General features: G+C 41.6%; 12 protein-coding genes. 6 read left to right on the top strand and 6 right to left on the bottom strand.

Annotation, left to right across the window (positions count from 1 at the left end):
• The first annotated feature begins 5 nt into the window (after positions 1-5).
• The gene (locus A9267_RS18390; RefSeq protein ID WP_065110239.1) at positions 6-1,748 is read left to right on the top strand and encodes a sugar phosphorylase; all 1,743 of its coding nucleotides are present in this window, start codon (positions 6-8) and stop codon (positions 1,746-1,748) included.
• Between the two features lie 80 nt (positions 1,749-1,828).
• Here A9267_RS18390 and A9267_RS18385 read toward each other — a convergent pair whose 3' ends face one another.
• The gene (locus A9267_RS18385; protein ID WP_065110238.1) at positions 1,829-3,283 is read right to left on the bottom strand and encodes a methyl-accepting chemotaxis protein; all 1,455 of its coding nucleotides are present in this window, start codon (positions 3,281-3,283) and stop codon (positions 1,829-1,831) included.
• Between the two features lie 607 nt (positions 3,284-3,890).
• On the opposite strand from A9267_RS18385, the gene A9267_RS18380 reads away from it, so the two are divergent.
• Positions 3,891-4,688 (top strand): molybdate ABC transporter substrate-binding protein, encoded by a 798-nt coding sequence (locus tag A9267_RS18380; RefSeq protein ID WP_065110237.1) that lies wholly within the window; start codon positions 3,891-3,893, stop codon positions 4,686-4,688.
• Between the two features lie 44 nt (positions 4,689-4,732).
• On the opposite strand, the gene A9267_RS18375 is transcribed toward A9267_RS18380, so the two are convergent.
• Positions 4,733-6,670 carry a sensor domain-containing diguanylate cyclase gene (locus A9267_RS18375; RefSeq protein WP_065110236.1) on the bottom strand — a complete coding sequence of 646 codons (1,938 nt, stop codon included), beginning with the start codon at positions 6,668-6,670 and terminating at the stop codon, positions 4,733-4,735.
• A 484-nt stretch (positions 6,671-7,154) separates the two neighbouring features.
• Between A9267_RS18375 and A9267_RS18370 the strand changes: the two genes are divergently transcribed.
• The 3 genes from A9267_RS18370 (at position 7,155) to A9267_RS18360 (ending at position 8,864) form a co-directional block, all read left to right on the top strand.
• Positions 7,155-7,505 (top strand): DUF4870 domain-containing protein, encoded by a 351-nt coding sequence (locus tag A9267_RS18370; protein WP_055025937.1) that lies wholly within the window; start codon positions 7,155-7,157, stop codon positions 7,503-7,505.
• A 107-nt stretch (positions 7,506-7,612) separates the two neighbouring features.
• On the top strand, positions 7,613-8,269 hold the full coding sequence (locus A9267_RS18365; RefSeq protein ID WP_055025938.1) for a Bax inhibitor-1 family protein: 657 nt from the start codon (positions 7,613-7,615) through the stop codon (positions 8,267-8,269).
• A gap of 73 nt (positions 8,270-8,342) precedes the next feature.
• Positions 8,343-8,864, top strand: coding sequence for a GNAT family N-acetyltransferase (locus A9267_RS18360; RefSeq protein ID WP_082972450.1), 522 nt, complete (start codon positions 8,343-8,345; stop codon positions 8,862-8,864).
• A gap of 5 nt (positions 8,865-8,869) precedes the next feature.
• Here the strand turns inward: A9267_RS18360 and A9267_RS18355 are convergent, their stop codons facing one another.
• Positions 8,870-9,409: an NADPH-dependent FMN reductase gene (locus tag A9267_RS18355; protein ID WP_065110234.1), complete on the bottom strand. Its 540-nt coding sequence runs from the start codon at positions 9,407-9,409 to the stop codon at positions 8,870-8,872.
• A 90-nt stretch (positions 9,410-9,499) separates the two neighbouring features.
• Complete coding sequence (locus A9267_RS18350) at positions 9,500-9,898, bottom strand: VOC family protein (RefSeq protein ID WP_065110233.1); 399 nt, start codon at positions 9,896-9,898, stop codon at positions 9,500-9,502.
• A gap of 210 nt (positions 9,899-10,108) precedes the next feature.
• On the opposite strand from A9267_RS18350, the gene A9267_RS18345 reads away from it, so the two are divergent.
• The gene (locus A9267_RS18345) at positions 10,109-11,014 is read left to right on the top strand and encodes a LysR family transcriptional regulator (protein ID WP_065110232.1); all 906 of its coding nucleotides are present in this window, start codon (positions 10,109-10,111) and stop codon (positions 11,012-11,014) included.
• Positions 11,015-11,104: 90 nt separating this feature from the next.
• Here the strand turns inward: A9267_RS18345 and hutW are convergent, their stop codons facing one another.
• Complete coding sequence (gene hutW / locus A9267_RS18340; protein ID WP_065110231.1) at positions 11,105-12,490, bottom strand: heme anaerobic degradation radical SAM methyltransferase ChuW/HutW; 1,386 nt, start codon at positions 12,488-12,490, stop codon at positions 11,105-11,107.
• Positions 12,491-12,730: 240 nt separating this feature from the next.
• Positions 12,731-14,554 (bottom strand): ABC transporter ATP-binding protein, encoded by a 1,824-nt coding sequence (locus tag A9267_RS18335; RefSeq protein ID WP_065110230.1) that lies wholly within the window; start codon positions 14,552-14,554, stop codon positions 12,731-12,733.
• Positions 14,555-14,571 lie beyond the last annotated feature (17 nt).

Below are 14,571 nucleotides of genomic sequence, written 5' to 3'. Positions count from 1 at the left end.
GGCTTATGACAGAAATAGAAAGTTTAAAGCATAAACTGATTCAACAGCTTGGATGCATTTATAAAGATGTTGAGCTAACACAAAGTTATGATGAACTTGCTGATGTGTTGGTCGATATTATGCGCATTACTCAAGGTGGCTTTACTCCTCGACCATACAGTAATCATTGGTCTGAAAAAGATGTGGTAGTGATAACCTACGGCGATAGCATTATTGCAGCAGATCAAAAACCGTTGGCCACGTTATCCGACTTTATGGATACGCATCTTGAATGCATTAATGCGGTGCATATTCTGCCATTTTTTCCATTTAGTTCGGATGATGGCTTTGCTGTTATCGATTACTCAAGCGTCAATGATGGCTTGGGTGATTGGTCTGATATTACCGCCATAGCGTCAAAGCGCAGACTCATGTCTGATTTAGTCATCAATCATTGTTCTAGTCGAAGTGCTTGGTTTCAGAACTTTATCAAGGGTGAAGGTATTGGGCATGATTACTTTTTTACCGCCAATGTTGACGATGATTTATCTCAAGTGGTTCGCCCAAGAACCTCTGCGCTATTAAGGCCAACTCATACAAGTAAAGGCTGGCAGCATGTCTGGTGTACCTTCAGTCATGATCAAGTGGATTTTGACTTTAGAAATCCACAAGTGCTTATCGAATTTACACGTATCATTAGGCAATACCTTGATGCCGGCGTGAATATTTTCCGCCTTGATGCCGTGGCATTCTTGTGGAAAATTGTCGGCACGAAATCAATTAACTTACCGCAGACCCATGAAGTGATCCGTTTATTACGCACATTAATAGAGCATGCTCAACAAGATGCAGTCGTGATCACCGAAACCAATATTCCCAATACTCAAAACCTGACTTATTTTGGCAACGCCAACGAAGCGCACTGTATTTATAATTTCTCATTGCCGCCATTACTGATTAATACTTTGATTACAGGAAGCTGTTTGTATTTAAAACGTTGGCAAATGAGCATGCCTCCAGCACAGGATGGCACCACTTATTTTAACTTTATTGCTTCACATGATGGTGTGGGTTTAAGGCCTGTTGAAGGGATATTAGAGCAGGATGAAATTGACAGTCTAGTAGAAACCATGGTGTTGTTTGGCGGTAAGATTTCCAGCCGAACGAGCGAAGATGGCCATAAAAAGCCCTATGAAATGAACATCGCACTCATCGATGCCTTGCAAGGTACAACGAAAGGCAAAGACCAATTTGGTTTAGCGCGCTTTACCTGTGCCCATGCCATTATGTTGGGGCTGGAAGGGATCCCTGGGATATATATTCATAGCTTACTGGGCACCGAAAATGATTATGAGAAACTGGCTAATACCTCTCATAATCGCTCTATTAATCGTCATCGCTGGGATGCAGAACAATTGAATGGCTTGCTTGCCGATGACAATAGTACCCATGCTAAAGTGCTTGCTGCACTGACTAAGCTGATAACTATTCGAACCAATCAAGCTGCATTTAATCCTAATGCAACTCAATTTACCTTGCACTTAGGGTTGCAGTTATTTGGCTTTTGGCGTCAGAGCCGCGATCGTAGACAGAGCATTTTTTGTATCAGTAATATTTCAGACCAACCGATAGATTTACCCTTGGCCGAGCTGAACTTAATTGGTACCGAAACCTGGTTTGATTTGATTGACGGCGAAGTGATCCACGATATTACTGCTACGCAATTATTAGAGCCTTACCAAACGGTTTGGATTAGTAACGCACCTTAACGATCAAAGCTTATTAACGAAAAATACAATGAGGCGAAGATGCGATTCGCCTCAATGAGTTAGCGAGTACCTAAGTCGGCTTATGATTTAGCCAAACGATACTGTTTTAAAATATCATCTAATCCAACAGATGCTTGAGTGAGTTGGTTTGCAATGGTCACTGAGCGATGTGATGTTTCATGTATCGTTTCTGCTTGGCTACGAATGTCATGCAGCTGCTGAGCAATATCACGAGAAGCTGCGCTTTGTTGCTCAGAAGATGAAGCGATTTGCGAGCTCATATCAAACACATGGTTAATTGAAGTGACCATGCCATCAACATCTTCACCCACCGAGGCAATGGCTTGTTGCCCTTGCTCTGCTTGTTTAACAATGTCTTCAGTAATATGCGATAAGGTGCCCGTGTCTTTCTGTAATCCTTCTATCATGGTTTGTATTTCTACTGTCGCTTGCTGAGTGCGACTAGCCAAAGTACGTACTTCATCGGCAACGACAGCAAACCCACGACCTTGTTCACCCGCTCGTGCTGCTTCAATGGCAGCATTAAGCGCCAATAAGTTAGTTTGCTCTGAAATACTATTAATCGTGGTGACTACTTCACCAATATTGGCAGCAGCTTTTGATAGCTCATCAACAGAGATAGATGCCTGCGAGATGCGACCCGTTAAAGTGCCAATACGATTGACGGCTTCACTGATTTGCACTTGGCTATTGTTGGCTTGCGATGAGCTTGTTTGAGTTTGTTCACTGGTACTGCTTGCATGGTGCGAGACCGCTTCAATCGCCGTGGTCATTTGCGACATCGCCACCGATACTGTATCTAAAAAGTTATGTTGATATTCAGTAAGCTGCTCACTTTGCTGTGCTTGCTGATTAAATTCTTGTGCGGCATTAGACAAGGTTTGCGCATTGGCTGCAATGGCGGTCACCATTTCGCTCATGTTATCGGCACTGCGATCAATTTCTCGGGCAATAAGACTGAAATCATCCGTACCAAAAAAATTAAGGCGGCAGGTTAAGTCACCTTCAGCGAGACGTTTGATGGCAACATACATGTCCCATAGTCCGCCACCTAACGAAGTCGAAATCCAATAACACAGTAGGTACAGAGGCAATAAACCGGCAAATGCCCAAATCAGCATGCTGCTTGCGCTGGATAAGGGGTCTGCCTCTAATTTAGCGACATTCACTGTTAGAATTAACGCTGAGTTATTGACAGGTGCGCTAACGGTAATGTTGTCTTGATAGCGTGTAGCCTGAGTTAATTGGCCAACTTTTGCATCAATGAGATGAGCGAAATCAACTAATGCCTGATCATCAAGCCCTTGAGCTTGAGCGCTTTGTGCAAAAGCATTGACTCTGGATTGGGCGAATTGCTCTGAACTGTATTTAACTTGATTGGTGTAATTGACGTATTGAGTCATAGCTATAGCGGCGGTAATCGCGGTGACAAGAGCGCATATAACCCAAAACTTACCGTTTAAACTGAGCTTAATAAGTACAGCATCTACTTTACGAAAGCTAATTTGTTTCATGTCGAGCATTCCTTTAGTCAAAGCAACAATCTAGCCCTGACATTAAGTTGCAAATGCGGTCAGTGCCTACAATATATTCTGTAAATTATATTGATAATTTAATTCATCAATACAAAGTGTTACATGTAATAAGCTGGCATGTTACCGAGTATTACCAGTGAATAAATCGAGACAGATCTCAGTCTGACAGTCACTGATTGTTTTTTATCTTTTTTTAGCGATTTATCTGTTGATTAATTTCACGTTACATCACCAATCAAACCCAGTTAATTGGTTGAGCTAAGTGAGGTGACATAAACACATTGTTTATTGGCACTGATAAAAGAGATATCGGCGCAGATAACAAAAAGTTTAGCGAGAAGTGCTGTGTCATTGGGCTAATAATGTCATGGCAATTAGCGAGCGATAGTCACTAACGTTATGTTCTTTACCGCAGTTTTCCTCTATGTAAATTATTGATGTGAATGTTTGATTTTGCGATGAATACCGAGTTTATTTTGTGCCGAAAAGCATAGTGTAAGCGACTGATAATAATGTAACGGCATGAATCAATAGTGATTAATGCCAAATCATTGACCTTAAAATATTAACTTGTGAGCGAATTAACATGAAAAAATGGTTAGTCACCTTAGCTGTAATGAGCAGCTTTTCAGCGAGTACGGTTGCCGCTGAGACAGTAGAGTTTAGAGCTGCAGGAAGTTTAAAGACGGCAATGACGGAAGTCGTTGCTCAATATCAAGATCAATATGATGTAGCAGTGGCGTCGCAGTTTGCCCCATCTGGATTACTACGTAAGCGAATTGAGCAAGGCGAGCATGTCGATTTGTATGCCTCTGCAAACATGAAACACCCAACGACTCTCAATAAAGCTGATAAAGCAGGGCCTGTAGTGCGATTTGCTGGCAATAAGCTCTGTGCCATTGCCCAGCAAAATGTCTCACTTACCAGTGAGCAGTTATTGGATAAAATGCTAAGCAAGGATATTAGAGTGGGCACATCCACACCCAAAGCGGATCCTGCGGGTGATTATGCTTGGAAGTTATTTGCCAAAGCTGAACAGTTACAAACTGGTGCTGAGCAAACATTACAACAAAAAGCGTTACAGCTAACAGGTGGTGAACACTCAGCTAAAGCGCCTGAAGGGCGCAACCCTTACGGTTGGGTAATGGAAAATAATCAGGCAGATATCTTCTTAACCTACTGTACCAATGCGGTATTGGCACAAAAAGAAGTGCCAGCGTTACAAATTATTAGCGTGCCAGAAGCATTATCTGTTGGCGCACAATATGGGCTAACGCTTGTGAATGGGGCTAACCCTGATGCCGCTGGTTTAGCGCACTTTATTTTATCATCGGATGGCCAAGCCATTTTGGCTAAATACGGTTTTGATACCCCATTAAAATAGTGATTTTAGGCCAGTATCGCTGGCCTAAATCAAGCGTTTTAGCTTTATACGACACTCAGTTTCGAGCTTGATGTCATTCGCATCTGAGTGTTGCTCGTCGTTGTCGCATCATATTGCACAACCTGATTTCGCCCCGCTTTTTTTGCTCTATACATGGCGATATCAGCATGTTTATAGGCTAAGGTTGCATCGTCTTTTACTTTAGTGACTCCACCACTAATGGTGAAAGGGAACTGCGAATTGGCATCAATAATACGGCAAAGTCGATTAAGCACAGCCTCAGCTTGAGCTGCTGAGGTGTGTGGCATTAACACTGCAAACTCTTCTCCACCAATGCGAGCGACAATGTCTGTCTCACGGCATTGCTGATTTAAAAAATGGGCTAACTTTTGCAATGCAACATCACCTGCATCGTGTCCATGCTTATCATTGATGACTTTAAAATGGTCTATATCGATGATCCCTAAACATGCTTGGTAATCAGGATAACGTTTAGTGTAAACCGTGAGATTATCTAGCTCCTTGTCAAACTTACGACGATTCCAGACTCCGGTTAAAGGATCCGACTCACTTTGGTTTCGTAACTCTTCTTCAAGCAGTTTTCGTTGCGTAATATCGATAAAGGTAATCACGTACTTTTTGACTTGCCCTATGTTGTTTTTTAACGTTTGTATTCGGGTTATCAGCGTATATTGCAGGCCTGATTTGTTATGACCGACAATCTCACCTTTCCATAAGTCATCCTTTTCTAATTGTATTTTTATGGCGGCAACTTGATGCTCATTGAGCGACAGGTTTAATTGATACAGTGATTTATTGAGTAGTTGTTTTTGGGTATAACCCGAAACCCGCACAAACTCTTGATTCACTTTTATCAATGCAAACTGTGGATTAGTAATAATCACGCCCGCAACACCATTAAAAGCGGCTTCAATCAATTGGCTGTTAGCCAATTCATTTTCATGCTGGTTGTATAATTTGAAAATGTAGCCACAAATACCCGCAATCAGTAGCAAAATGAGTAAGCCATTCACCAGCAGGTGTTGTTTTTGTTGTTGCACATAAGGTGAATCTGTCGGGCTCGATATAACAATATACTGACCAAGTGGGCTGTAGGCCTCTCCAAGGGATAGCCTTGCATAAGAGTAGATTGCATCATCTTGAGTTAGGCGGCCATTTTCAGACGATTGAATTTGCTTCCATAAATTAGGCATAAGCTCAGCCAAGCTAGAGCCAGCTTTGTTATGAAGTAAATTATCTAATGTTTCATTAGGTTGATCGCTTGCAAGTAAGTGGCCTTGATGTTCAAATATTTTTGTCACGACATTATCTTGATGAATCCCATCAATGGCGCTTAGCATGTTAGAAATACTCAGGTTTATTACCATAAACCCTTGACGTTTTTGTTGGTGATAAACAGGCGAGATGATACGCATGCTTGCCTGAATAGGTTGTGATAACTCACCATTTTCAATTTCTAAGTCGACAGGCCAAGTACCAACTTCACCTTGTTTTAGCTGCTTTGCATACACAAAATACGGGCGTTGAGACTTGTTTTGTAATTGCGCTGTAGGCACTCGCAAGGGTTGAACACCTAGGTTATTAACCCTAATTAGTTCAATACCATCATTGTTTATATAACGGATCTGCGAGTATATGGCTTCATTTTTTGCCACAAAATAAAACATATTTTCAAGCGTATCGCGGCTGCTCTGACTAGGGTGCTCAGTAAATTTCATGATTTGCGGGCTGGTAGTGAGCTTTTTGATGATGTCATCAACGCCCTCAATAACAGCTGCGAGCTTGTCTATTGAAAACGTTAATCGCTGACTGTGCTTATCATTGATACGCTTCATTTCGTCATTTTCAATTTTTTGGTACTGATTAAATATGTAAAACCCCACACTGATACTGAACATCAATATGACACTAAAAATCAGCTTGAATACGCGAATATTTTTTCTTCGTTGAGTCTGTTGCATAAGCCTACTTAGATGATAAAAAGTTGATAATCAATATGGCAGCACGTCACCAAACAGCCGCTCTTGGGTGATAACTAGCTTAATAAAAGCCGTAATTAAAGAGTTACCATTTAATGCCACAGAGCCTTGTTACGACTTTTTATTGAGGCTGATGACGCTGTAGTTTTAAACAATGACGCAAGGAAGGAGAGTCAGGTAAGCGTTATAAGATGATGTTTTTAAATGTTTAATGATAATTGTAAAGTGTGATTTTAATCAAAGAGTACTATTGCACTAACGTGGTGAGCTGGGTAATCTAAGTTAAGAAACATATTGTCATTCGAGACGTGAAGGATTGCTATCGAGTACGTGAAAAGGAGCTTTCAGATTTATCCTTACACCAGCTTTTGCATATTCCTGTCATAAACTCTGCTTAATATGCCTTCGATAACCACAACAACTCTAAAAGAAAAGTGCCTAAATCAGGCAAATAAGGATTGCAAAAATGAGTGAAGAAACAACATTACAAACTCAAGAAGTGAGTCAAGACTCTAAAAACTTGGCGCTACTTTGTTGGATAGGCACCATCTTTTTTGGTTTTATTCCTGGTTTGGTTTTATATCTCGTCAAGACTGATGATGAATATGTTCGCCAGCAAGCAAAAGAATCGTTAAACCTCTCGATCACCGTTATCATTGGTTACTTTATTTCAAGCCTTCTATTTATTATCGTTATTGGCATGTTGACCATGTTTGCTGTTGGGATATTTAACTTAGTGTTTTGTATTTTAGGTGCGATTGCGGCATCAAAAGCAGAAGACTTTAAAGTGCCTTATATCTTACGTTTAATTAAATAAACGTCACTGGGTCAGTATGACCAGAAAGGCTCAATGACGAAAGCTGCGCTTTCGTCATTTTTATTTGAACGTAAGTTGAAGAATGATTGAGTGACAAGGAAAGCTAAGTGGAAACAAATGTATTTGATCGAACATATACCACAGACAAGATTATCAGTGGGCCATTATACAATTTACTGATTGGGTTAACCCTATGCTGGGGCTTTGGCATTAACTGGTGGATGGTGACTAATATTTCCCCAGAAGCGATTGCATCTGTTAATTCTTGGGTATTTTTTATTGGTTACTTTGCGTCATGTTTTTTAGGTATTTACCTATTTTCATCGTCAGATAAACCTGTGGTGAGCTTTATTGGCTACAACTTCGTGGTCGTGCCATTTGGTTTCATTATTAACTTGGTTGTGAGTCAATATGACGCTGCACTCGTGTCTGAAGCCATTCGAATTACTGGCTTAGTGACCATTGCAATGATGTGTTTAGGCACATTGTTCCCTGCTTTTTTCAGTAAAATTGCCGGAGCGTTAACCATTGCGCTGTTGTTGGTTATCGTCATCGAATTGATTGAAATCTATGTGTTTGGGATCCACCATGGCATATTAGATTGGATAGTCGTGCTGATCTTTTGTGGCTATATTGGCTACGACTGGGGGCGCGCAAATCAAATTCCTAAAACAGTTGATAACGCGATAGATAGTGCCGCAGCCTTGTATATGGACATCATTAATTTATTCCTAAGAATTTTACGTATTTTAGGTCGCAAGTAAGTGCTCATTAGGCGTTAACATTAAAGAGCCGTAAGGCTCTTTTTTTGTCTCAATTAATATAGGGAAAGTATCATTGAAACTCGTTAAACCCAGTGCAGAATACCAATCCAGTTATCTTGCTTATATTGCCGAACTAGCCGATGAAGAGCGTTATCCTTTTCCACTGGATTTTGATCATCAAGATTTTGAAGCCATGTTGCAAAAAATTCAGAACTTTGCTGATGGGGTTAACTTGCCTCAAGGGTATGTCGCCAGCGAAACCTATTGGTTAGTTGATGAGGCTGAGTTAGTTGGTGTCGCCAACTTACGCTTGCGGTTAAATGACGCTATTAGACATTGTGGTGGGCACATTGGCTTGGGCATTCGTCCAAGTTATAGAGGTCAAGGCTTAGGAGCTGAACTCATGGGGCTGGTTATTGCTAAGGCAAAACTCAAAGGCATTACTGAGCTACATATTCATTGTTATAAGCACAATGTCGCTTCAGCAAAAATGATAATGGTAAATGGTGGGATACTAGCGTCAGAGATATCATTGTCAGACGATCAGAGCTCAGATAACGCTGCGGCAATAATACAGCGTTATCGAGTGGTTTGAATGACTTAGCTAACTAATTGAACCACAGCTTGATTCAGTTCTGCGATAAGTTCTGCATTGGTTAATTGAGCTTTCTCGGCATCAAAGTTTTGATAAAAGCTAGGGACTGACATTGAGCCTTTGACCTCAGCGGCAAAGTAAGGGGCTGAACCTGTCGCCGCTGCAAGTACTGTACTCGCGCCGCCAGGGCCAGGCGAGGTGGCCAGTAGTAATGTTGGCTTACCCTGAAATACTTTTTGATCAATGCGTGATGTCCAATCAAACAGGTTTTTATATGCTGCGGTGTATGAGCCGTTATGCTCTGCAAATGAAATAACGATAGCATCCGCATGACCAATTTTGTTGAAAAAAGCTTTAGCCAAGTCAGGCTGACCCAATTCTTTCTCACGGTCTTCACTGAATAATGGTATTTCGTAGTCATTGATATCGAGCAATTCAACTTCGGCATTATCAACTAATGTCGCGGCATGGTTAGCCGCATATTGTGCGAGTTGTTTATTAATGGAATGACGACTGCTGCTTGCTGCAAATGCTAAAATTTTCATGTTATTGCCTTAGGCTATTTAAGCCAGAATAAGTCAGTTAAAACAAAACGTATGTTGGGGTAAATTACTCGTATTTATTTATGTTTAACATTAATTTACGTGCTTGTATTCAATAAATTCGATGACATTTTTGTCAGGATCTCGAATGAAGAATGAACGTCCATTAATGTGCTGCATTAGTTCACCACTGAGTGGAATGTTGCGTTCGCTTAATTGCTCAATCATGACGTCAGCATCATTAATTTCTAACGCAATATGGGTATAGCCAGTGTGTTTAGTGGGAATATCCATTAGTACATTCGTGTCAGTTTGTGCGGCATTCAAAATAAAATTAATGTTGATACCACTCGGGTGTTCGACAATCGCTACTGGCTCTGGCCCTAATGGACCAGCCACATAATTAAATCCAAGTTGCGCGTAAAATGCTTTAGCAATATCAAGGTCTTTTACGCGTAACCCATAATGATTAATTCGAGTGATCTGTTCCATGATTATTTCCTTATAGTTAACCACTTAAAGGCTTGAGCCCTCGTGCGTTGATGTGGTTACTTTAGCGATATCACGGCGTGGGATTAAGTAGGTATAAGGTAAATGATTATTTCCATATGACTTGTAATTCTTGGTTATATTAAAAATTGGTGCTATTTTGGAATGAATTTCGACCTGTGTGTCTGGCTAATTTGATGGAGAGAGTGACATATGAATCTTGACCCTAAATTGTTTGATGGCCTGGTAATTTTTAGTCAAGTTATCGAATCTGGTAGCTTTTCGATTGCCGCCGAAAAAACCGGTCACTCGACATCGCACATCAGTAAAGTGGTGACAAAATTAGAACAGCGATTACAAACCCGCTTGTTACATCGCAGTACACGCTCATTGAGTTTAACGCCAGAAGGTAAGTTATTTCATCAGCAGTGTGTGCAGATAGTCAAAGATGCAGAGCAAGCTGTCGCTATGTTAGATAGTCGCTTACAAGTGCCTAGTGGCACGTTAAAAATTAGCTGCCCGGTCACTTTAGGTTTAATGCACTTACAACCGATATTGTCCTTATACATGCAGCAATACCCACAAATAAACTTAGACATTGATTTTAGTGACCGCCATGTCGACTTAATTCAAGATGGTTATGACTTAGCGATAAGAGCAACCCAACAGCTCGATGATTCTAATTTGATTTGTAAGCGCCTCAGTCGATTTCACGCATTAGTGGTAGCAACGCCAGCATATTTAGCAAAACATGGGACGCCGCAGTCTCCAGAAGACCTTATTACTCATCAATGTATTTGTTACACCAATTTAAAGCATCCTAGTCGTTGGKTATTTGAACACCCTGAAAAAGCGACAGTGACGGTCGATGTTCCCCAAGTTATCGGTTGCAATAATGCGGATATGGAATTAGCAATGGTGCTTGATGATCATGGTATTTGCCGCCTGCCTTCTTTTTATTTATCTAAGGCATTAGAGCAGAAAAAGCTAACGGTGTTGTTTAGTGACTATGTGCAACCTGAAGTGGATATTTACGCTGTGTATCCTAGTCGCAAGCATTTAACTCCAAAGGTGCGAAGTTTCATTGATATGCTGGTGGAGCATATGCCAGCTTCATAACTTGTCCATTATTCACGATATGAACAAGCGGTATTTGATCCAGCAGATATCACAGTTTATTGGTATATCTGCTTCGCCTCAGTTGGTCAATTAGCTTGCTAACTGTGCTTCTGCATTCATTGGGTTTTTAGCTAAATACTCAAATAAACCCGTTTGCATATTCACGTTCCAAAAACGGCCTGCAAGCGTGAGTTTCAAGCAACCGTCATCTATCGTTGCGAGTCCATTTTTCTGCCATGCTTCAAACAATGGCTGCAAATGAATAACAACATCGGTTTCAATCCCATCGAATGATAATGTGCCTGAGTCTAAGCCACGTTTAAAAATAGCATCAAATGCGGCAGATGGATTTGGGCTGAGCGCCATGCCTGGTACTTGTGCTGGCAATCGTGTCTGGCTGCTCGACTCTGCATCTTCAGTGACAACTTGTGCTTGGTGCCACTCACTTAACTCTCTGGCATTCATCATGCCATGACCATGAATGCTACCGCCGCCGCCAGCACCAAAAGGCAAAATTTCGATACCGCTTTTAGCGAGTGAGTTATACACACTGCGCTCACGGTCATCTCTGCGCCAATGACAGCTAGATAATCTTTGCCATTGCTGGCTTTCTAGTGCATTAGCACCATAGGCATACATGCTGGCACGGGTTTGGCTATCAGCCTGAAATTCACTGGTTTCAGTACCTAATACTTTGCCTTTTTCGCTGGCTTTATCGATACGGTTACCCGCTAAACCAATTAACTGATATAAATCGACGCCATGGGCTCCACAGTCAATTGCAGCTTGAATATCTTGTTGCCAAATATCCATGGTTTGCCCAGGTAAACCAAAGATCAAGTCGATGACAATACTGGCGCTTGGATGTTGGCTAAGCTGTTGTAATCGCTTAAGCAAAGTCTCTTTATCATCAAAACGACCTGCTGCTTTGCGTACAGCAGTATCAAAGCTTTGAACACCAAATGAAAAACGATTAAAACCGTTATCTAGCGCATTGTTAAACTTAGCGTCATCAAAACCATTTAGGCGGCCTTCTAGGGTGACTTCTGCATTATCAGCTAATGGAAATCGTTGAATAGCTTGGCCTAACTTGGCAATTTCCTCAGCGGTAATATCAGTTGGTGTACCACCACCGACGTAAACCGTGTCAAAGGGCTGACTTTGTGCCAGCCTTGTTTGCGAGGCGAGCGTTAACTGCTGACACAATACTTCCATGTAGTGGCTAATGCGCTCAGGTTTAGCGCCATTTTCAAAGAAATTACAGAAACTACAACGCTTACGACAAAATGGAATATGAATATACAAGGCACGTTTATCTGCAGTTGTTTCCGTTTGCCACCATTGTTGCCAAAGCTGTTCATCAACTTTAATTGGACGGCTACCACTTCGACCTGCATGGGGAGCGCTTTTGACTTTAAATGCATGTTGCAAAGGGTCTGGGCTTGCAATGCCTGTCATGGAAGAAGTTAAGATCATGGTTACTCACATCAAGTAAAAATAAATATAGTTAATGATAACCATTATCATTTGCATTTTGCTTGGTTTAGATCAAGTTTTGCCGCTTTGCATTGTAAAGATTGTCAGCGAAACCGGGTTAAATAGATGCGTTAGTGATCTTGTTGTAAGGCGAGTAGTTGGATTGCTATTAAATAAAAAAGGCATGCTAATGCATGCCTTTTTAGTCACGTTAAATGGCCTATTGCTATGCTATTTGCACTAAGTCGTGGCAAACAATTGCTTAAACAATCCCGCCTCTTGTTTGAGTTGCGTCTGGTTACCTGACTGCACAATTTGGCCGTCATCTAACACAAGAATTCGATCGGCTAAATCTAGGTTATTCAGTCGATGGGCAATAATAATGCAGCTACGGTTTTGCAAAAATGCGTGTAAGTTTTGCAGTACTTTGGCTTCTGTAGCGGCATCAAGGGCTGAAGTCGCCTCATCTAAAATGACTAAATCAGGTGCTGAGATCCACATTCTGGCAATCGCTAGACGTTGCAGTTGCCCGCCTGATAATCGTGTGTCGCTGCGACCTAAGTCTGTATCTAACCCTTCCGACCAACTGGCTATAGTGGTTGATAATTCCGCTTTTTCAAGGGCTTGCCATAGTGTTGAATCACTTACATCTGCGCCGAAAGTCAGGTTTTCACGTAATGTGCCAGCGATAAGCTTAGGGTGTTGCGGCACGTAACCGACTCGACGCCTTAATGCGTTGATACCAAAGTCATCGATAGCCTGACCGTTTACTAAGATGTTCCCTGATTGAGCAGGGTAAAAGCCGAGCAGTAAATTGACTAAGGTTGATTTACCGCCGCCACTCATTGCTAGTAAGGCAACGGATTCATTGGCAGCAATATGTAAGTTAAGCTGGTGGAACAAGTTTGGCGTTTCGGCAAAACCAAAGCTGACATTATCAAATTCAATGGTTAAGCCCATGGCTTGTTGTGCTGATGTTTCAGTAAGTCGTTGTGGTTGAGTCACTTTTTGTGGCTGTTGCGTTTCCACTTCTGCGGGTTCAGTCTCTAACGCTAATAACTGATTGAGTCGTTCCATCGAGGCTTGTGCGCCAAATCGAGCATATTGAATGTTCAATAACTCTTGAATGGGTCCCATCAAATACCAAAGGTAACTGAAGATGGCAAAAATTTGGCCGACGGATAAATCTGAAACCAACACCATAAAGATGGCCATCGCACGAAAGCATTCAAATCCCAGCAAGAAAGTGGTGAAGCTGAGTTTATTGAGCGCATCTGTTTTCCATTGGTTGGCAATGGCATGCTGGCTTAAATTGGAGGCTAAGCCAAATACACGTTGATAATAGTGCTTTTCTTGCTGTGCTAAGCGTAACTCTCGTGTGGCATCAATGGTATCGACGAGGGCTTGTTGAAAGGCCTCAGTTGCTGCGTTTTCTTTACGACGTAATGTTTTGACGTGTTCAGCAAATCGAGAAGAGAAGTAGATAACCAATGGATTGAGCAAAATGATCATCAAACCCAATTGCCAGTTGAGCCATAGCAAGACACTGGCAATGGCGACGATGGTCAATACGCTGATGATCAGCCGTGACAAGGTGTCACTCACAAAGCGCTCAAGAGTATCAACATCAGTAATACAGCGAGATGCCAATCCTGCACTACCGTATTTATCAAACGCGCTTATTTGCATATTAGGTAATTGCATTAGCATGCGCTCACGCACATCTAAACTGATGCGTTTAGCGATTTTGGTGAACTCTCTGGCTTGGATAACTTGTGTCACCATCGTCAGTAACCGCAGCACAATCACAGCCACTAAAACAATAACAATATACACGCCAGCACTGTGCATACTGTCAGGCAAAATTGGGTGCAAGGTGTTTAATAGCCAACCCGGCTTTTCTAGCAACACTTCGTCTACTAGAAATGGCATTAGCATTGGGATAGGTAAGCTTAATAACGTGGCGGCAACGGCTATCATATTTGCCTGAAATAGTTGCCGTTTATGAGCAAGAATCTTTTGTTTTAACCAAGCCCAATTAAGCTGTGGATGAGGTTGTTGCAAAGTTGCGTCCTTAACCC

Origin of the sequence: Shewanella sp. UCD-FRSSP16_17 (assembly GCF_001675935.1) — a bacterium.
GTDB classification, from domain to species: domain Bacteria; phylum Pseudomonadota; class Gammaproteobacteria; order Enterobacterales; family Shewanellaceae; genus Shewanella; species Shewanella japonica.
The sequence above is the reverse complement of the archived record's forward strand: the minus strand, read 5'-3'. Positions and strand labels throughout refer to the sequence as shown.

Coding starts and splice junctions, on each gene's coding strand:
- A9267_RS18390 (WP_065110239.1), top strand. CDS start 6: ATGACAGAAATAGAAAGTTTAAAGCATAAACTGATTCAACAGCTTGGA.
- A9267_RS18385 (WP_065110238.1), bottom strand. CDS start 3,283: ATGAAACAAATTAGCTTTCGTAAAGTAGATGCTGTACTTATTAAGCTC.
- A9267_RS18380 (WP_065110237.1), top strand. CDS start 3,891: ATGAAAAAATGGTTAGTCACCTTAGCTGTAATGAGCAGCTTTTCAGCG.
- A9267_RS18375 (WP_065110236.1), bottom strand. CDS start 6,670: ATGCAACAGACTCAACGAAGAAAAAATATTCGCGTATTCAAGCTGATT.
- A9267_RS18370 (WP_055025937.1), top strand. CDS start 7,155: ATGAGTGAAGAAACAACATTACAAACTCAAGAAGTGAGTCAAGACTCT.
- A9267_RS18355 (WP_065110234.1), bottom strand. CDS start 9,409: ATGAAAATTTTAGCATTTGCAGCAAGCAGCAGTCGTCATTCCATTAAT.
- A9267_RS18350 (WP_065110233.1), bottom strand. CDS start 9,898: ATGGAACAGATCACTCGAATTAATCATTATGGGTTACGCGTAAAAGAC.
- hutW (WP_065110231.1), bottom strand. CDS start 12,490: ATGATCTTAACTTCTTCCATGACAGGCATTGCAAGCCCAGACCCTTTG.